The following is a 19,200-nucleotide window of genomic DNA, read 5'->3' on the forward strand; positions in this document are numbered from 1 at the left end:
CGATGGCTTATTTATTTGAAAACTACAAGCGGGCGCCTATTGAGTTTGTTAAAGCAGAGGGCACCTATCTGATTGACAGTGAGGGAAAGGCTTATTTGGATTTTTCGTCGGGGATTGGCGTAACTAATCTTGGCTTTCACCCGCAGGTCCAGCAGGCTTTGATCCAGCAAGCAGGGCGCATCTGGCACAGTCCCAATCTCTATCTTAGCTCTCTGCAAGAGCAGGTAGCTCAGGAACTGGCAGGTTCTTATGATTATTTGGCTTTTTTCTGCAATAGCGGAGCAGAAGCTAATGAAGCAGCTATTAAGCTAGCTCGCAAAGCTACTGGCAAGCAAGGCATTATAACTTTTCAGCAATCCTTTCACGGTCGGACCTTTGGCGCTATGGCCGCAACAGGACAGGATAAGATCAAGGAAGGATTTGGTGATGGGGTTCCTCATTTCAGCTATGCGGTTTACAATGATCTGGCCAGCGTAGAAGACTTGGTCAATCAGGATACGGCAGCTGTCATGCTGGAATTGGTCCAAGGAGAATCAGGAGTTCGTCCAGCAGAAGCAGCCTTTGTCAAAGACTTGGCAGATTTTTGCCAACGAGAGGGGATTTTACTGATTGTTGATGAGGTACAGACAGGTATGGGGCGCACGGGTCAGCTTTATTCCTTTGAGCATTATGGGATTATACCGGATATTGTGACACTGGCTAAGGGTTTAGCCAATGGCCTGCCCGCTGGTGCTCTATTAGGAAAATCCAGCTTGGCTCCTGCTCTTGGACCTGGCAGTCATGGCTCTACCTTTGGTGGCAATAAATTAGCCATGGCAGCTGCCTTGGAGACCTTGCATATCATGAAAGAGGCGGGCTTTCTAGAAGAAGTCAGGTCTAAGAGTGCCATCTTATTGGAGCAACTGCAGCTTGCTTTTCAGGACCATCCAAAGATTTCTGCTGTTCGCGGCCTGGGCATGATGATTGGGATTGAAACAAGCGCCAGTCTGTCAAGGCTTGTTGAAGCCGCTCGTCAGAAGGGCTTGATTATCCTAACAGCCGGAGAGAATGTTATCCGTCTCCTGCCGCCTTTGACTATCAGCAGGGAGGAAATCCAGCAGGGGATTGCTATTTTAAAAGAAGTATTTTCTCAAGTAGATGAATAAAGGAAAAGAGAGTGGGACAGAAATCGGTAATTCGTTAGAATTCGATTTCGTCATCCCACCTCCGCACAGTTGAGTAGGGCTGTAAAAGCTGATGAAATCAGCGTAGTAGAGCCCACTCAACCACTGCGTCTTGCTCGACAATCCAAAGACAATTGAGAGGCTAGGACTTTTATCCCAGTCTCTTATTTGTCTATGATAATGGTGTTTTTGACAATGATTATTATTTTTTTGACAAAGATACTTGTCAAAAAGAAAAGAATCTGTTACAATAATTTTATCCAAGGGAGAATAATAAATAAGGAGTTTATGATGCAGCTTAGAAATCGACTCAAGGAGTTGAGGGCGCGTGACGGTCTCAACCAGACAGAACTGGCTAGGCTGGCCGGTGTTTCCAGGCAGACAATCAGCCTTATAGAGAGAGGCGAATATACCCCATCGATTGTGATTGCTTTTAAGATTGCCCATATTTTCAACGAAAGTGTTGAGAATGTCTTTCGGCTGGTGGAGGAAGCAGAATGAAGAAGCAATTAGAATTCATTTCAACAGGAGCTAAAACAGTCCTTCAGCCTCAGCATTCTTGTATCATCTATTGTAAAAAAATAAAGGAGAAGAAGTCGTGAAAGAGCAAAAACGTATATCTAAACAGAAAAGAGTTTTATATAATGTCCTCATATTGCTAGCTGGAGCTTTTGTAGGTGGTCTGTCTATTTTGTTTTCTGAAACTGGTCTGCTAAAAAACATCAGTTGGTCGGCTATTTTTTCTGTTCAACTGCTGCGCCAGCTAGGCTGGGCCAGTCTTATCATCCTCTATCCATTGGCTTTTTTCTTGAATTATCGGACTCGTAAATACAATGAAGCCTATGAAAAAGAAGCAGATGAGGATAAGAATTATGAATGGTACCGGCTAACCTTTAAAAATCTGGAATATGCGGGCATTGTCTTTAATATCAGCAATATTATCTCCCTTTTTACGCTTCTAGTGGGGGTTACTTATATCGAACATATCACCAATAGACAGAGCTCGCTGCAATGGGGCTACATAGAGTATGTGATTGTGATCCTCATGTTTGTTTCACAAGCTGCCTTTTTAAAGACAGTTCAGATGGTGAGGCACTATAAGCTATCAGCCTTTCCGACTACTGAGGAAATAAAAGAATTTGTGCTCTCTTATGATGAATCAGAGCTGCAAGCCAATTATGAACAGTGCTATCTTATTCTCTTTAATGTAAATCAAAGACTTCTGCCAATCCTCTATATTGTTTTAGGAATAGTGGGAACTTTCACACCCCTTAATGTCGTTTCCGGTTTTGTAGTTCTGGTGGTGATCCATATCTATATCAATCTTATGTATTATCCAATGGTAAGAAAATATTTCAAATAAGCTTATTTCTCGATGAAAGGAGGAAATTATGAAACTACTGAAAGAACTTGATTTTATCCATAATAAAAAGGTCAATCTGGCTCTGAATATAATGGCTGTATTGCTGATCTTCCCTTTTCTAGCCCTCTTTACCTGGATTGCTATTCTGATGTATGGCAAGGGTAGCGAAGTTTTTCATTTCTTTGACTTATTCTACCTCCTTGTTCTAATGGTCATTCATGAGCTGATCCACGGCTTTTTCTTCAAGGTCTTGGGGGATGAAAATACCAAGGTCAAGTTTGGTTTTAAGAGCGGCATGGCCTATGCGACTAGCCCAGGCAGTCGTTACAGTCGGAAAAGGATGCTCGTCATTATCCTGGCACCATTCTTTCTGATTAGCCTAGCCTTGACTTTGATCTATGGCTTGCATATTCTAACTGCGGCTTCTTATATCGTCCTTGCTAGCTTCCATGCAGCCGGCTGTGCAGGAGATTTTTTCCTTGCTGCCGCTATTCTCCGGCAGAAGGGGGATATCTCTGTTGAGGATACGGAAGTTGGTATTAATATTTATCAAAAGGAGAGTACAAAATGAACAACTTCAAATCAACTGCTTTAGGACTTGTAAAATGGATAGGCTTAATTGCTCTTAGCCTTCTTATAAATGTTGCTCCGATGCTATTCTTAAGGCTCGGGAAGAGTTTACCTATTTATGCAGAAATCTTATTGGTAGCCTTGTATCTGATTTTAGTTTTCCTTATTTTTCGTAGCTTATGGCGGCGATACCAAAAGCATGTACCTGAAGAAAAGAAAAAATTTAAACTGTCTGGCAAGGACATCGGTTTTGCTTTTCTATTCTTTTTCCTTGCGAGAGTGGCTGCTATTGTTGGTGTTTATCTTAATCTCATCCTGAGCGGCAATTCCCAGACTAGTAATGACAGTGCCATACAAGGGCTAGGGGGAATGATGTCTTCGCAGCATATCTTTTTTGCCTTGCTCTTTGTTGCAACAATTGCTTTTATCGCTCCTATCATGGAAGAATTAATTTTCCGCGGTTTTGGTACTGCCTTCTTTTTCAAAAATAATCAAAAAGTTTTGGCTGCCATTGTGACTTCTGTGGTCTTCACTCTGCCTCATATCACCCAATTGACTGAGTTCCCAATTTATTTTGCACTTGGACTGGTTCTTTATTTATCCTATGCTCGTCGGGGGAATATAAAAGATTCCATGTTGGTTCATATCCTGAACAATCTCCCTATGGCTATAATACTGCTGTTAGCCATGTTTAAGTAAATCAATCTATAAGGAATCACTATGAAATTAAAAACTTTCTTTACTAATTTTGGCCTTTATATTCTTGTCCTCTTGGCCTATTTCTATATATTTTCGGCTATAGTTCTCTTCACTATAGGTTCTCTGACAGGAGGAGCTTCTCAACTATTGATTTTGCCGATTTTTGTCATACTTGCAAGTCTCTATTCTTTTGCCATGTGGAAATGGTACCAGAAAGATTTGCAACTGGAAATCAAAAATACCAAGCTGACAAGCTCTATCTGGCTTCCCAGCGTCCTCTTGCTTGCTTTTATCATCTTCCAGCAGCTCGTTCCCATTGAATCTTCTGCCAATCAGAATACTGCTGTACAATTGATTCAGCAGCAGCCAGCCTTTGCCTTCCTATACATGGTAATCTTTGCTCCTGTTCTCGAGGAGTTGCTGACACGAGGATTTTTGGCTAAGTTTCTCTTTCCCGACCAAAATAGCTTGGCGAAAATCCTGCTCTATTTAACTGTATCTGCCAGCTTTTTCTCTCTTTTGCACATGCCGGGCAATCTAGTCCAGTTTCTGGTTTACTTCATCTTGGGGGCAATCTTTGGCTTAGGCTATCTAGCTAAGAAGGATCTGCGCCACTCAATGGCCTTACATCTGGCCAATAACCTAATTGCCTTTCTTCTCATTGTCTTCTTTTAATAGAAAAACTAAATAGCAGACAGCACTTCTAAAGTTAGGCAGAAAAATCTAACTCCAGAAGTGTTTTTCTGTGGAATGGAGTTTAAATACCAAACTGCTTTTCTGGTCTCTCGAGAGCCAGCAGTTTCAAAAAGTTGTGAAAGTGTTTTCCAGATGGTATAATGAGCTATCAAATGAAAAGAGGTTTCCTTATGTCTAAAGTCCTATTAATTGTCAACCCTAGCTCGGGAGGCGAAAAAGCCAAGTCCTATGAAGACTTGGCAAGAGAAAAGCTGGCAGAATGTTTCAATGAGGTAGTGGTTAAGCATACTGAAAAAGGCGGAGACGCAGCAGCTTTTGCTAAGCAAGCCGCAGAAGACCATTATGATAGCGTCTTTGTCATGGGTGGCGATGGAACAGTCAATGAAGGAATCAGCGGTCTGGCTGAACTAGACTATCGTCCGACTTTTGGCTTCTTTCCACTTGGTACGGTCAATGACTTGGCGCGTGCTCTCAGCATTCCCTTGGACGCTGAAGAAGCCATCCAGAATCTGGATATCAACAAAGTCAAGCCACTTGATATCGGCAAGATTAATGACCAGTACTTTATGAATGTGGTTGCCATTGGAACTATTCCTGAGTCGATCAACAATGTAGATTCTGAAGACAAGACCAAGTGGGGCAAGTTTGCCTACTTTATCTCTGGCTTCAAGCAGTTAATGGATACTAGTTTTTACGAATTTCACTTGAAGATTGATGGAGAAGAGCGCACGATAAAGAGTAGCACACTCTTGATTGGCTCTACCAACTCAATCGGAGGTTTCGAGAGCATTCTCCCTGAAGCTACTGTCAATGACGGCTTGCTTCATCTTTTGTATCTTAAGGATAAAAACCTCTTGGACACCTTGGTTTCTGTGCCGGATTTGATTTCGGGCAATGGAGAAGAAAGTGATAATATCGAGTATCTGACCTTTAAGGAAATCACAGTTGAGTTGACTGATGACAAGGCAGAGCTCAGCGTCAACGTTGATGGAGATGAGGGCGACCAATTGCCAGTAACGATTCGTGTCTTGCCTTCTCACTTGAATGTGTATTGCTAATTATTTTGGGAAAATCAGAAATGCTAGATGATGTTTGCTTTATCTGTTCTCCTTGCTAGTTTAGATTACAAAACCCCTCTTTCCAAAATATGGAAAGAGGGGTTCTTTGTCTTATAAACCGTAATTATAGTCGTCATCCTGCATAGCTTCAACTTCGCCCAGCAGGTAGCCGTTACCTACTTGGGAGAAGAAGTCATGGTTGGAAGTACCAGTTGAGATACCGTTCATGACGATAGGATTGACATCGTCCGCTGAGTCTGGGAAGAGTGGATCTTGTCCTAGATTCATCAGAGCCTTATTAGCATTGTAGCGCAGGAAGGTCTTGACTTCTTCAGTCCAGCCGACTGTGTCATACAGGCTTTCAGTGTAGCCTTCTTCATTTTCATAGAGGGTGTAGAGCAGGTCGTACATCCATTCTTTGAGTTTTTCTTGCTCGTCTTCTGGCAGCTCGTTAAAGGCTAGCTGGAACTTATAGCCGATATAGGTTCCATGGACAGATTCATCACGGATGATGAGCTTGATAATCTCCGCAACGTTGGCCAGTTTGTTATTCCCCAGATAGTAGAGCGGAGTGAAGAAACCAGAGTAGAAGAGGAAGGTTTCCAAGAAAACGCTGGCTATTTTCTTTTCCAGAGCTGTACCGTTCAGGTAAATTTCGTTGATAATCTCTGCTTTCTTTTGCAGGTATGGATTGGTGTTGGTCCAGGCAAAGATTTCATCAATTTCTGACTTGGTGTTGAGCGTAGAAAAGATAGAAGAGTAGGATTTGGCATGAACGGACTCCATGAATTGGATGTTGTTGAAAACTGCTTCTTCGTGGGCTGTTCGAACATCCTTGCGCAGGGCATCCACACCAGACTCAGACTGGAGGGTATCCAGCAGGGTCAGGCCACCGAAGACCTTGCCGACCAGGTCTTTTTCCTTGTGAGACAGCTTTCTCCAGTCATCCAGGTCATTGGATAGGGGAATCCGCGTATCCAGCCAGAATTGCTCAGTCAGTTTTTCCCAAGTGGACTTATCGATAACATCTTCGATAGCGTTCCAGTTAATGGCTTTGTAGTAAGTTTGCATGACAATCTCCTATGAAATAATTTTTAATTTTTAAAGTGACGAGAGTCGTGTATCCAATTTATATTTTTAAAGCGATTATAAATATACATTTGTTGTGTAATATTAAAAGGCTTATTTGATATTATATAATAGTTGGCAGTATTAATAGTGGCTTCATTAATATAGCGCAATTTCTCATTTGTCATTTTCACCCATAAATTATCAGAGCAATTCATTTCATTATTTTGGAATTCAAAACACAAATAAGGGGAAATAGGCATTAGAATTTGAAAACCATTTGGAATGTTTGGAGGTCCGAATGTTGAAATAACTGGATTGTCGCTGGTTAAAAATCCATTACCTCTAGAAATATGAAAATTCATTTGTTTAGGCTTTTTAAAAAAACTGAGAAAACTTTCTAAATTTTTATCTTTTTTCATTACTTTATTAAAAATATTTATGTTTTCTGGGTTGTTTTTTATTTCAGCTAATTCAATTGGAAACTCTCGTGATTCTGAGAAATGATTAATAAAATTAGATACGAACCTTACTCTGCCAGAGTCAGTTCTAATTTCTTGGAGAAATATATATTTCCAGATTGTTTCAATTTCACTTTGATTTAAGATGTATGATTCTCCTGCTGATACGATATGTTCAATAATTTTAGAAAATTCTCCTTCAAATCTACTAAGCTTATTTTCAAGAATATTATCAACTATAATACGATCATCTGATCTTTTTTCCTCGTAGGTATATTTCTTGTAACAGATACTTTCATAGTGGACATATAGTTCCTTATCAGCAATGCGATTATAAACATGAAACTTGCTTGTATTATCAGCAAAATATTTAAGTAAGGTTCTTGGATAATAATGTTGTTTTTTTGTAACCATAAGTAATCAGATCACACAGCTTTCACAATGGTTGGCACCTACTTCGCCCCCATCATCAGTGAAGGTACGGACGTAGTAGATGGACTTGATACCCTTGTTGAAGGCGTAGTTACGCAGGATAGAAAGGTCGCGGGTTGTTTGCTTGCTTTCTTTTTTCCATTCGTAGAGGCCTTTAGGAATATCGCTGCGCATAAAGAGAGTCAGGGAAAGACCTTGGTCCACGTGCTCAGTTGCGGCTGCATAGACATCGATAACCTTTCGCATGTCCATGTCATAGGCACTGGTGTAGTAAGGGATAGTCTCAGTTGATAGACCAGCAGCAGGATAGTAGATCTTACCGATTTTCTTTTCTTGACGTTCTTCAATCCGTTGAGTAATTGGATGGATTGAAGCAGAAACGTCATTGATGTAGCTGATAGAGCCATTTGGTGCAACGGCTAGGCGGTTTTGGTGGTAGAGACCATCAGCCTTGACCTTGTCGCGCAGCTCTGCCCAATCTTCTGCAGACGGGATAAAGATACCTGCGAAGAGTTCTTTGACACGGTCAGACTTAGGTACAAATTCACCCGTCAGGTATTTGTCAAAGTAAGTGCCATTGGCATAATCAGATTTTTCAAAGTTATGGAAGGTCACACCGCGCTCGCGAGCGATATTGTTAGACTCAACCAAGGTCCAGTAGTTCATGAGCATAAAGTAGATGCTGGTGAACTCTACAGCTTCTGCTGATCCATAGTCAATCAACTGCTGAGCCAAATAGCTGTGCAGTCCCATAGCTCCCAGACCAAAGGTGTGAGCCAGGCTGTTACCATTGTCGATAGATGGCACAGCTGTGATGTGCGAGCTGTCTGTGACAAAGGTCAGGGCGCGTGTCATAGTCCGAATGGATTTTCCAAAGTCAGGCGAAGTCATCATGTTGACAACGTTGGTAGAGCCTAAGTTACATGACACATCTGTTCCCAAGTGAAGATACTCTTGCGCATCATTCAAAAGGCTAGGCTCTTGCACCTGCAGGATTTCAGAGCAAAGGTTACTCATGACGATTTTACCGTCGATTGGATTTGAACGGTTGGCCGTATCAATGTTTACGACATAGGGATAGCCAGATTCTTGTTGGAGTTTGGAAATTTCTGTTTCCAAATCACGGGCCTTAATCTTGGTCTTAGTGATATTTGGATTAGCGACCAACTCATCGTATTTTTCAGTGATGTCAAGGTAGGCAAATGGCACACCGTACTCACGTTCAACAGAATATGGGCTGAAGAGGTACATTTCTTCATTCTTACGCGCTAATTCGTAGAACTTATCCGGAATCACGACACCAAGTGAGAGGGTTTTAACCCGAACTTTTTCGTCAGCATTTTCTTTCTTAGTAGAAAGGAAGGCGATGATATCTGGGTGGAAGACATTGAGGTAAACAACCCCAGCACCCTGACGTTGGCCCAGCTGGTTAGAATAGGAGAAGCTGTCCTCAAAGAGTTTCATAACAGGCACAACGCCAGACGCAGCTCCTTCATAACCCTTGATAGGTGCTCCAGCTTCCCGCAGATTGCTGAGGGAAATACCGACCCCGCCTCCGATACGAGACAATTGCAGGGCAGAGTTGATAGAGCGGCCGATTGAGTTCATATCATCTGTTACTTGGATGAGGAAGCAGGACACCAATTCACCGCGACGAGCCCGACCAGCGTTGAGGAAGCTTGGTGTCGCCGGTTGGTAGCGCTGGTGAATGATTTCATTGGCAATATCCTTGGCAATGGCTTCATCTCCGTTGGCAAAGTAGAGGGCGTTGAAGAGTACCCGATCTTCCATGCTTTCCAGATAGTATTCACCATCATTTGTCTTCAGTGCATACTGGTTGTAGAACTTATAAGCTGCCATGAAAGATTTAAACTTGAAATCTTGAGCATGGATAAAAGCAGTCAGCTCCTCGATGTATTCTGGAGAATAGAGCTGAATAAATTCCTTTTCCAAATAGTTTTCTTCTATTAAATATTCAATCTTTTCTGTAATAGAAGAAAATTGCTTGGTGTTCGGCTCAACATTTTCCTTAAAGAAAGCCTCCAGGGCTTCTTTGTCCTTGTGGAGCATAATCTGTCCGTTAATCGGACGGTTGATTTCGTTGTTGAGTCGGAAGTATGTCACATCCTCTAAATGTTTGAGTCCCATGTTTTCCCTTTTCTATATAAATAAGATAATTAGCTAGCGGAAAAAGTTCCGCCTTACAAAAGAAACGGCTCCTATGAGCATAGGAGCTGCAGTTTGCCCTGATAATATGTCTTTTAGTTTATCTCCCGATCAAGGCGCGCTGCCCTCAAAATAAACTACATTAAGACAGTTTTTTCAATTTACCAGGTTGGAAACCAGAAAATGCCTCAGTTGCTGTCTGAATCACAGGAGCAGCATTGAAACCAAGATCTTTGACATGGTCAATAAATTCTGGCTGCTCGTCCAAGTTGATTTCGCGGTATTCTACATGATTAGTATCTAAGAAGCGCTTGGTCATTTTGCACTGAACGCAGTTGTTTTTTGAGTAAATAGTTACCATTAAAGATTCCTCTAAACTTTCATTTTTTTCTTTTAAATAATACGAATCTAGTATATCTAAAAGAAAATAGAATGTCAATAGTTTTGAACTAAATATTGTGTGATATTTTGTTATAGGATAGATTACAATACAATATATAGTGTTTATATAAACAATGAAAAGAAGTGAAAAATTGCAGAAAAGGAGCAAAATGCTGATAAGGCAATGCTTAAACAAGTCTTAAAACTTTAGATAAATGACTGGTAGCTTTTCCTTCCAAAAACCAAAATCCAATATCTTGTGTTACAGAATTTAGGGAATCACTAGGAGGAGTGGAGGGAGGAGTTTTTGGATCTGAATTCGAGCTAGATATTTTTTATTGGAATGTAAAAACTCCCTGCAAATGTCGCTGCAGGGAGCTAGGGATAACATGTTATTTTTAGTAGGCAGCCCACCATTGATAAAGAGACCAGTAGAGAATATTAGCGACCATGATTAGAGAGGATAGGCTGGCAATACTAGTGATAAATAATTTACTCTTACTCCATTTTTCCTTGTTTTTAAGGTAGAAAGGATAAAGAGAGCCGATTGCAAGAAGCAGAGCTAGAATGGCTAATGTTATAAAGTTCCAGTTATAGTCAGCATCTGCAGCATTCATAAGTTTAGTAAAGATATTGAATAGGTTGAAAGGGATGCTCAAAATAGCGGCATTGGTTAGGTATATCCATATTTTCCATGCTAATGAAGTCTTCTTTTGGGATTTTTTTAGGATAAGGCGATAAAGATCGATACCTGCATTGGTAAGGAGACTAATCGCACTAAACAAAATAGCCAATCCAGCAAGAAGGAGCATCCCATAATCTTTTATAAGATCCCAATTAGATTGCCGAAGTGCATCGCCATAAACTATCGTGATTTTTTCTTGTCCTTGAGATTCACTAGCGACCCAGAAATTTCCATTGAGCTGAGCAGCATCTGCTTTTTCATTAATATAGTAGGTATATCCCGGAATTGTTCTTAAGAAAGAGAAGGGACCACTATTGAAAGTACGGGCGCTGCGATAGTAACCAGGATGGAACTTTGCATAAGATTGTTTATTTGGAGATTTTTTAGGACCAAATACTAGCTCAGGCATCTTGTAATTATAGATTTTTTCTTGAAATTGGTTTGTCATAATGACTTGGCCAATACCAGACTCTAAGTCAAGTAAAATGTAAGAAGAAAATCCTCCAGAATTGCCGCCGTGTCCAATAACTCTGACACCATATTCTTGATACCAAAATCCGTGTGCATTCAGAGGGATATCTGTACCTGGATAGGTAGAGCTTGCAGTATATAGAGTCTTCCAAGTCTCAGGATGTTTGAAAAGTTCTTTCTTTTTTAGAAGGGCTTGGGCAAATTTCTGTAAGTCATCTAAGGTTCCTGTGGCACGACCGACAGGATAGAGACTTAGTTCAAAGTCTGAATCTTTTTTATAATTTCCATTAGCATCATAGCTTTTGACTTCTTTATGTTTTTCATAGACATATGCATTATCGGACAAGTCAGGCAAAATAGCCGTTTTTTCCATCTCTAGGGGTTTAAAGATGTGCTCATGGGTATAGTCGGAAAATGATTGTCCACTAATTCGCTCAACAATATAAGCGGCTAGTCCGGTACCAAAGTTAGAATAGGCAGTAGTTGTACCTGGTTCAAATACTTGATTGGGTTGTCTGGTCTTCATCAGTTCTTCAATACTTTTATCCCCTTTTAGGTAAGTATTTTGCTCGTCAAATCCGGCTTGATGATTCATCAAATCTAGCATAGTAATAGGTTTATCGAAATTTAAATGTTTGAGAAAGTCCTTGGGCAGGTAGTTTTTTATATCAGTCTCAAGATCAATTTTTCTTTCTTCCCAGAGCTGCATGACAGATATCCAGACAGTCAGCTTAGTGATAGAACCCCATTCAAAAATGGTGCTATCATCAGCTTTGGTCTGTTTTTCCTTATCAATATAGCCGAAATTTCCTCGATAAATGGTTCCATTTGTATCAAAAACAGCTGTTTCCATAGCAGCGGATGTCTTTTCATTTTTTTTATAAAAATCTTCTATCTTTTGACCAATCTGTTCATAGCTATCCCCTGTAGGTAAAGTCTTACTATCCGCCAATACAGGGCTTGGAATGATAATGCTAAGTACAGGGAGTAGTGAGCAGATGAATAATAGTAATTTCTTCATAGCGTCTTCCTTTCGTAAAAATAGAGACTGGACCGTCTATAACCTCTATTTCTTTTCTATTAAATATAGCGCGCCTTCAATAGACAGAAGAAATAGAGAAATCAGTTCTTTTCTATAAAAAAGATTGCAATTGTAGCTAAAGTAAGATATATTTAACGAGTAGCTACAAAACAATTATACCATATGACTGAAATTGTGTAAATAGTCATATACGATTTTTAAAAAGAAAGGAAAACTATGCCAAAAGGGTTTACAATAGAAGAAAAGAGAATATTAATTGAAAAATTTAAGGATGCTTGCAGTCAAAGCTGGATGAATTTTGGCTATAAGAAAACGAGTGTTGATATTCTCTGTCAAGAAGTTGGGATTGCAAAAGGTTCCTTTTATACCTTTTTTAAAAATAAAGAAGAGCTCTTCTTTCAGGTTTATCGCGATGCACAAGACAGGATTTTTTCCATTTTTGAAGCTATTTTGAAGGATAATCCATCAAAGGAGGGGCTGTCTAAAGCTTTGAAGGCAGTCTTTAAAGAGTATGAAAAAAGTACATTTGTCTTTGATACAAAGAATCCTGATTACTTAAACTTTAATAATAAACTGAGTCTTGAACAGCGACAAGAAATTGATGCTCAAACGGCTCGTCTGAATGAAGAAATTTTTTCTCAGTCCTTTCTAAGTTTAAAGATTGATAAGGATTTAGCTATTTCTGTTTTATTTGCAACTATGTCTACCATTACACATAAGGATCAGTTACCTGTTGATATTGAACAAGTTTTTGATTTTATGATTGAAAATTTGGTGGAAGTCATTTTTGAATAAAGCTTGGTGAGTGTGGGCTTTAGCTTTGAAATTCTACCTTCAATATAATAAGAAGTGCTTTCATTTCCTAAGAAATATTTTGTAAGCGGGCCATAAAATTCTTGAAAAAGATTTCAAAAGGTGATATAATATCAACTTGTAAGGGTTATCACAATAACTCAAAAAGAATTATTTAAAAGGAGAGTCTAACTATGGCTTCTAAAGATTTCCACATTGTAGCAGAAACAGGTATTCACGCACGTCCAGCAACTTTGTTGGTTCAAACTGCTAGCAAATTCGCTTCAGACATCACGCTTGAATACAAAGGTAAATCAGTAAACCTGAAATCAATTATGGGTGTTATGAGTCTTGGTGTAGGTCAAGGTGCAGACGTAGTTATCTCAGCTGAAGGTGCAGATGCAGACGATGCCATCGCTGCAATCTCCGAAACAATGGAAAAAGAAGGATTGGCTTAATATGACAGAAATGCTTAAAGGAATTGCAGCATCTGACGGTGTTGCCGTTGCTAAGGCATATCTATTAGTTCAACCGGATTTATCATTTGAGACTGTTTCAGTCGAAGATACGAATGCAGAAGAGGCTCGTTTGGATGCAGCTCTTGAAGCTTCACAGAACGAGCTTTCTGTTATCCGTGAGAAAGCAGTAGATAGCCTTGGTGAGGAAGCCGCTCAGGTATTTGACGCTCACTTAATGGTACTTGCTGACCCTGAAATGGTTGGGCAAATCAAAGAAACAATCCGTGCGAAAAAGACCAATGCAGAAGCTGGTCTGAAAGAAGTAACGGACATGTTTATCACTCTCTTTGAAAACATGGACGACAATCCATATATGCAGGAACGTGCGGCAGATATCCGCGACGTGACCAAACGTGTTCTTGCTAACCTTTTGGGCAAGAAATTGCCAAACCCAGCGTCTATCAATGAAGAATCAGTTGTCATTGCTCATGACTTGACTCCATCTGATACTGCACAGCTGGATAAGAAATTTGTTAAAGCTTTTGTGACCAATATCGGCGGCCGGACAAGCCACTCTGCAATTATGGCGCGTACGCTTGAAATCGCAGCAGTATTGGGAACTAATAACATTACTGAGCTTGTAAAAGACGGCGATGTGATTGCAGCTAACGGTATCACTGGTGAAGTGATTATCAACCCAACTGAAGATCAAATCGCAGCATTCAAGGCAGCTGGTGAGGCTTATGCTAAGCAAAAAGCTGAATGGGAATTGCTTAAAGATGCTCAGACTGTGACGGCAGATGGCAAGCACTTCGAATTGGCTGCCAATATCGGTACACCAAAAGACGTTGAAGGTGTCAATGCTAACGGTGCAGAAGCAGTTGGTCTTTACCGGACTGAGTTCCTTTATATGGATTCTCAAGACTTTCCAACAGAAGATGAGCAGTATGAAGCATACAAGGCTGTGCTTGAAGGCATGAATGGAAAACCAGTTGTTGTTCGTACGATGGACATCGGTGGTGATAAGGAACTTCCTTACTTCGATATGCCACATGAAATGAACCCGTTCCTCGGTTTCCGTGCTTTGCGTATCTCTATCTCTGAAACTGGCGATGCTATGTTCCGTACACAAATCCGCGCTCTCTTGCGTGCTTCTGTACATGGACAATTGCGCATCATGTTCCCAATGGTAGCTCTTCTCACAGAATTCCGTAAAGCTAAAGCGGTTTATGACGGAGAAAAAGCTAAATTGCAGGCTGAAGGTGTTGCAGTAGCAGATAATATCCAAGTGGGTATCATGATTGAAATCCCAGCAGCAGCTATGCTGGCTGATCAATTTGCCAAGGAAGTAGATTTCTTCTCAATCGGTACCAACGACTTGATTCAGTACACTATGGCAGCTGACCGTATGAATGAACAAGTCTCTTACCTCTATCAACCTTACAACCCATCTATCCTTCGCTTGATCAACAATGTTATCAAGGCGGCTCATGCTGAAGGCAAGTGGGCAGGTATGTGTGGAGAAATGGCTGGCGACCAAACAGCGGTGCCATTGCTCGTAGGTATGGGCTTGGATGAATTCTCTATGAGCGCGACTTCTGTCCTTCGGACTCGTAGTCTCATGAAGAAGCTGGATACGAAGAAGATGCAAGAACTGGCTCAGCGTGCACTGACTGAATGTGCAACGATGGAAGAAGTTCTTGAGCTTGAAAAAGAGTATCTCGACTTCGATTAATCTGAAAAATTAAGATCAGATCAGGAAAAATTTCCTGGTCTTTTTTTGTTGTGGCCTCATAGTAAGAGGGAGAAAAAAGTGGAAGCCAAAGAAAAAAATAGCAAATAAGCAAGTAGAATATGAACGAACTAAGATAATCTATTTAATTTGTGAAAAAATTCCTTAAATTCACGGATTTTAGTTGAAATTTTCAGAAAATTTGGTAAAATAATATTTAATAAAATTTTGGAGGGACAAGTGACACAATATAAAAACTATATAAATGGAGAGTGGAAAGTTTCTGAAAATGAAATTACCATCTCATCTCCTATCAACAATGAAACTTTAGGAACAGTTCCTGCCATGACTCAGGCAGAGGTAGACTATGCTATGGCGAGCGCTCGTGCAGCTTTGCCAGCTTGGAGAGCTCTTTCAGCAGTTGAACGTGCAGCTTATTTGCACAAGGTTGCGGATATTTTGGAGCGTGATCAGGAGAAGATTGGCGAAATCCTTGCTAAAGAAGTTGCCAAGGGGATCAAAGCGGCAGTCGGAGAGGTAGTCCGGACAGCAGACTTGATTCGCTATGCGGCTGAAGAGGGGATTCGTATCCACGGTCAGGTTATGGAAGGTGGTGGCTTTGAAGCTGCCAGCAAGAAAAAACTAGCTGTAGTCCGCCGTGAGCCTGTAGGAGTTGTATTAGCTATTGCGCCATTCAACTATCCAGTTAATCTGTCAGCTTCGAAAATTGCTCCTGCTCTTATCGGCGGAAATGTCGTGATGTTTAAGCCACCTACTCAAGGTTCAATCTCTGGTCTGCTCTTGGCTCAGGCTTTTGCTGAGGCAGGTCTGCCTGCTGGTGTTTTCAATACCATCACTGGCCGTGGTTCAGAAATCGGGGACTACATCATTGAGCATAAGGAAGTAAACTACATTAACTTTACGGGCTCCACTCCAATCGGTGAACGCATCGGTAAGTTGGCTGGTATGCGTCCAATTATGCTTGAATTGGGTGGTAAGGATGCTGCAGTTGTGCTGGAAGATGCTGACTTGGAACATGCAGCTAAGCAGATTGTTGGTGGGGCATACAGCTATTCCGGTCAGCGCTGTACGGCCATCAAGCGTGTAATTGTCATGGAGAGCGTGGCAGATAAATTAGCGGCGCTGATTAAGGCAGAGGTAGAGAAACTGACGGTTGGTGATCCCTTTGATAATGCGGATATCACACCAGTCATTGATCATGCATCAGCAGATTTCATCTGGGGCTTGATTGAAGATGCTCAAGAAAAGGGAGCGTCAGCCTTGACAGAAATCAAACGTGAAGCAAATCTCATCTGGCCTGCCTTGTTTGACCATGTGACACTGGATATGAAAGTAGCTTGGGAAGAGCCATTTGGTCCTGTTCTTCCGATTATTCGTGTGACTTCCGTTGAAGAGGCTATCCAGATCTGTAACCAGTCAGAATTTGGTCTTCAATCTTCAGTCTTTACAAATGATTTCCCGAAAGCATTTGAAATAGCTGAAAAACTGGAAGTGGGTACTGTACATATCAATAATAAGACCCAACGTGGTCCAGATAACTTCCCATTCCTTGGTGTTAAGGGGTCTGGAGCTGGAGTGCAAGGGATTCGTTACAGTATCGAAGCCATGACACAAGTGAAATCCATCGTGTTTGATGTGAAATAATGAGAAAGGCGGCTTTGTGCGGCCTTTTTTCTTACTTTGATGAACTTGTAAATCTAACAAGATTATCGGACCATTTGAAAAGAACCAAGTATTTATATATTTAATTACTTATTATTTTAAAATGTAAATTTACATATTGGTCTATATCTTTATGAAAATTTTCATCTTTTTCTTGTCTGGAGTAGGGGGCTATATTTAGAGAAAAAGGAATGAAAAATAATTAAGGGATACAAAATGCAGTGGTTTCTATCTTATTTATTCCTAATTTCGGCTAATGTTCGGTTTTAGTAATTTTCCGTAAGGATATTTGAAATTTACTTGAAAAAGAGATAAAAATAATGTAGAATAGTATTATAGAAAACGCTTACAAATAGAAAGGTGATCGCATGGATAAGAACGAAGCATTAAGAACCTTTACAACAGGTGAAAACTTTCATTTACAGCATTATCTAGGGGCGCATCAGGATGAAGTGGACGGCAAGTCTGGCTACTCTTTCCGCGTTTGGGCGCCTAATGCTCAGAGTGTCCATTTGATTGGAGATTTCACCAATTGGTATGAAGAGCAGATTCCTATGGTCCGAAATGAAGCGGGCGTTTGGGAAGTCTTCACAGAGCTGCCTAAGGAAGGAGATATTTACAAGTACAATATCAAGCGCAGCAGTGGTCAGGAAATTTTAAAAATTGATCCGCTGGCTATCTATCTGGAAGAGCGTCCAGGCACGGGAGCAGTTATCCGCACTATTCCTGAGAAAAAGTGGAAAGATGGTCTTTGGCTGGCACGCCGGAAGCGTTGGGGCTTCTTCTCTCGGCCGGTCAATATCTATGAAGTGCATGCCGGCTCGTGGAAACGCAATGAAGACGGCAGTCCTTATAGCTTTGCCCAGTTAAAAGAAGACTTGATTCCTTATCTGGTGGAGATGAACTACACACATGTGGAATTCATGCCGCTTATGGCTCATCCGCTGGGACTTAGCTGGGGCTATCAGCTCATGGGCTACTTTGCCTTTGAGCACACCTATGGCACACCTGAGGAATTTCAAGACTTTGTCGAAGAATGTCACTTGAACAATATCGGTGTCATTGTAGACTGGGTACCAGGTCATTTCACTATTAATGATGATGCTCTGGCCTACTATGATGGGACACCGACTTTCGAGTATCAGGATCACGACCGGGCTCATAACTATGGCTGGGGTGCTCTCAACTTTGATTTGGGCAAGAATCAGGTTCAGTCTTTCTTGATTTCCAGTATTAAATTCTGGATTGATTTTTACCATCTGGATGGGATTCGGGTTGATGCTGTCAGCAACATGCTCTATCTGGACTATGACAGCGGTCCATGGCAGCCAAATAAAGATGGAGGCAATCGTAACTATGAGGGCTATTACTTCCTGCAACGCCTCAATACGGTTATCAAATTAGCCCATCCTGATGTCATGATGATTGCAGAGGAAAGCTCTTCAGAAACCAAGATTACTGGTATGAGAGAGCTGGGTGGTCTTGGATTTGATTACAAGTGGAATATGGGTTGGATGAATGATATCCTTCGCTTCTACGAGGAAGATCCGATTTATCGTAAGTACGATTTTAATCTAGTGACCTTCAGCTTTATGTACGCTTTCTCTGAAAACTTCCTCCTGCCATTCTCGCATGATGAAGTGGTCCACGGCAAGAAGAGTCTTATGCACAAGATGTGGGGTGACCGTTACAATCAATTTGCAGGGCTCCGCAACTTGCTGACCTACCAAATCTGCCATCCGGGCAAGAAACTGCTCTTTATGGGCTCAGAATTTGGTCAGTTCCTAGAATGGAAGTCAGAAGAGCAGCTAGAATGGTCTAATCTGGACGATCAGATGAACAAGAAGATGCAGGGCTTTACTGCTACGCTCAATGCTTTCTATAAAGACAATCGTCCGCTTTGGGAAATTGATCTGAGCTATGATGGCATCGAAATCATTGATGCGGATAATACTGATCAAAGTGTCCTCTCTTTTATCCGTAAGACGGAAAAAGGAGATATGTTAGTTTGTGTATTTAATATGGCGCCGGTAGAGCGGAAGAACTTTACCATTGGTGTTCCAGTGGAAGCCATTTATGAAGAGGTATGGAACACTGAATTAGAAGAATGGGGAGGTGTTTGGAAGGAACATAACGAAACAGTTCAGTCTCAAGAAGGACTTTGGAAAGATTATCCACAGACCTTGACCTTTACACTGCCAGCTCTTGGAGCCAGCATCTGGAAGATCAAGCGTCGGATTGCTCGCAAAAATGTTAAAAAAGATTCCACAAAGGAGTAAT

At 41.0% G+C, this 19,200-nt stretch carries 17 protein-coding genes; 12 read left to right on the plus strand and 5 right to left on the minus strand.

Going from position 1 to position 19,200, the window contains the following annotated elements; all coding sequences use genetic code 11:
* Nucleotides 1–2 precede the first annotated feature (2 nt).
* From HMPREF9389_RS04820 to HMPREF9389_RS04795, 7 genes are all read left to right on the plus strand, one after another.
* Complete coding sequence (locus HMPREF9389_RS04820; RefSeq protein ID WP_002929863.1) at nucleotides 3–1,145, plus strand: acetylornithine transaminase; 1,143 nt, start codon at nucleotides 3–5, stop codon at nucleotides 1,143–1,145.
* A gap of 309 nt (nucleotides 1,146–1,454) precedes the next feature.
* Nucleotides 1,455–1,664, plus strand: a complete 210-nt coding sequence (locus tag HMPREF9389_RS12385; RefSeq protein WP_032906456.1) for a helix-turn-helix transcriptional regulator — start codon at nucleotides 1,455–1,457, stop codon at nucleotides 1,662–1,664.
* Nucleotides 1,665–1,761: 97 nt separating this feature from the next.
* A complete protein-coding gene (locus HMPREF9389_RS04815) occupies nucleotides 1,762–2,526 on the plus strand; it encodes a DUF3169 family protein (protein WP_002929865.1) in 765 nt (254 codons plus the stop codon).
* A 28-nt stretch (nucleotides 2,527–2,554) separates the two neighbouring features.
* Nucleotides 2,555–3,097, plus strand: a complete 543-nt coding sequence (locus HMPREF9389_RS04810; RefSeq protein ID WP_002929866.1) for a DUF3267 domain-containing protein — start codon at nucleotides 2,555–2,557, stop codon at nucleotides 3,095–3,097.
* The gene (locus HMPREF9389_RS04805) at nucleotides 3,094–3,795 is read left to right on the plus strand and encodes a CPBP family intramembrane glutamic endopeptidase (RefSeq protein WP_002929867.1); all 702 of its coding nucleotides are present in this window, start codon (nucleotides 3,094–3,096) and stop codon (nucleotides 3,793–3,795) included. The genes HMPREF9389_RS04810 and HMPREF9389_RS04805 overlap by 4 nt, the downstream gene beginning before the upstream one ends.
* Before the next feature lie 21 nt (nucleotides 3,796–3,816).
* Nucleotides 3,817–4,470, plus strand: a complete 654-nt coding sequence (locus HMPREF9389_RS04800; protein WP_002929868.1) for a CPBP family intramembrane glutamic endopeptidase — start codon at nucleotides 3,817–3,819, stop codon at nucleotides 4,468–4,470.
* A 161-nt stretch (nucleotides 4,471–4,631) separates the two neighbouring features.
* Entirely contained in the window at nucleotides 4,632–5,549 is a 918-nt protein-coding gene (locus tag HMPREF9389_RS04795; protein ID WP_002929871.1) for a diacylglycerol/lipid kinase family protein, read from the plus strand.
* 111 nt (nucleotides 5,550–5,660) lie between these two features.
* Here the strand turns inward: HMPREF9389_RS04795 and nrdF are convergent, their stop codons facing one another.
* From nrdF to HMPREF9389_RS04775, 5 genes are all read right to left on the minus strand, one after another.
* Nucleotides 5,661–6,620, minus strand: a complete 960-nt coding sequence (gene nrdF, locus HMPREF9389_RS04790) for a class 1b ribonucleoside-diphosphate reductase subunit beta (protein WP_002896021.1) — start codon at nucleotides 6,618–6,620, stop codon at nucleotides 5,661–5,663.
* A gap of 23 nt (nucleotides 6,621–6,643) precedes the next feature.
* On the minus strand, nucleotides 6,644–7,492 hold the full coding sequence (locus HMPREF9389_RS04785) for a DUF4238 domain-containing protein (RefSeq protein ID WP_002929873.1): 849 nt from the start codon (nucleotides 7,490–7,492) through the stop codon (nucleotides 6,644–6,646).
* A 6-nt stretch (nucleotides 7,493–7,498) separates the two neighbouring features.
* Complete coding sequence (gene nrdE, locus HMPREF9389_RS04780; protein WP_002929875.1) at nucleotides 7,499–9,658, minus strand: class 1b ribonucleoside-diphosphate reductase subunit alpha; 2,160 nt, start codon at nucleotides 9,656–9,658, stop codon at nucleotides 7,499–7,501.
* 160 nt (nucleotides 9,659–9,818) lie between these two features.
* Nucleotides 9,819–10,037, minus strand: a complete 219-nt coding sequence (gene nrdH, locus HMPREF9389_RS0111300; RefSeq protein ID WP_002897920.1) for a glutaredoxin-like protein NrdH — start codon at nucleotides 10,035–10,037, stop codon at nucleotides 9,819–9,821.
* A gap of 418 nt (nucleotides 10,038–10,455) precedes the next feature.
* Nucleotides 10,456–12,234, minus strand: coding sequence for a serine hydrolase domain-containing protein (locus HMPREF9389_RS04775; protein WP_002929878.1), 1,779 nt, complete (start codon nucleotides 12,232–12,234; stop codon nucleotides 10,456–10,458).
* 237 nt (nucleotides 12,235–12,471) lie between these two features.
* On the opposite strand from HMPREF9389_RS04775, the gene HMPREF9389_RS04770 reads away from it, so the two are divergent.
* From HMPREF9389_RS04770 to glgB, 5 genes are all read left to right on the plus strand, one after another.
* Nucleotides 12,472–13,050 carry a TetR/AcrR family transcriptional regulator gene (locus HMPREF9389_RS04770; protein WP_002929881.1) on the plus strand — a complete coding sequence of 193 codons (579 nt, stop codon included), beginning with the start codon at nucleotides 12,472–12,474 and terminating at the stop codon, nucleotides 13,048–13,050.
* A gap of 191 nt (nucleotides 13,051–13,241) precedes the next feature.
* Nucleotides 13,242–13,505 carry a phosphocarrier protein HPr gene (locus HMPREF9389_RS04765; RefSeq protein ID WP_002929889.1) on the plus strand — a complete coding sequence of 88 codons (264 nt, stop codon included), beginning with the start codon at nucleotides 13,242–13,244 and terminating at the stop codon, nucleotides 13,503–13,505.
* Between the two features lies 1 nt (nucleotide 13,506).
* On the plus strand, nucleotides 13,507–15,240 hold the full coding sequence (gene ptsP, locus HMPREF9389_RS04760; RefSeq protein WP_002929890.1) for a phosphoenolpyruvate--protein phosphotransferase: 1,734 nt from the start codon (nucleotides 13,507–13,509) through the stop codon (nucleotides 15,238–15,240).
* Between the two features lie 237 nt (nucleotides 15,241–15,477).
* Nucleotides 15,478–16,902, plus strand: a complete 1,425-nt coding sequence (locus tag HMPREF9389_RS04755) for an NADP-dependent glyceraldehyde-3-phosphate dehydrogenase (RefSeq protein ID WP_032906458.1) — start codon at nucleotides 15,478–15,480, stop codon at nucleotides 16,900–16,902.
* 386 nt (nucleotides 16,903–17,288) lie between these two features.
* On the plus strand, nucleotides 17,289–19,199 hold the full coding sequence (glgB, locus tag HMPREF9389_RS04750; protein ID WP_002917499.1) for a 1,4-alpha-glucan branching protein GlgB: 1,911 nt from the start codon (nucleotides 17,289–17,291) through the stop codon (nucleotides 19,197–19,199).
* The last annotated feature ends 1 nt before the right edge of the window (nucleotide 19,200 follow it).

This window comes from Streptococcus sanguinis SK355 (genome assembly GCF_000212855.1).
In the GTDB taxonomy this organism is placed as follows: Bacteria; Bacillota; Bacilli; order Lactobacillales; family Streptococcaceae; genus Streptococcus; species Streptococcus sanguinis_A.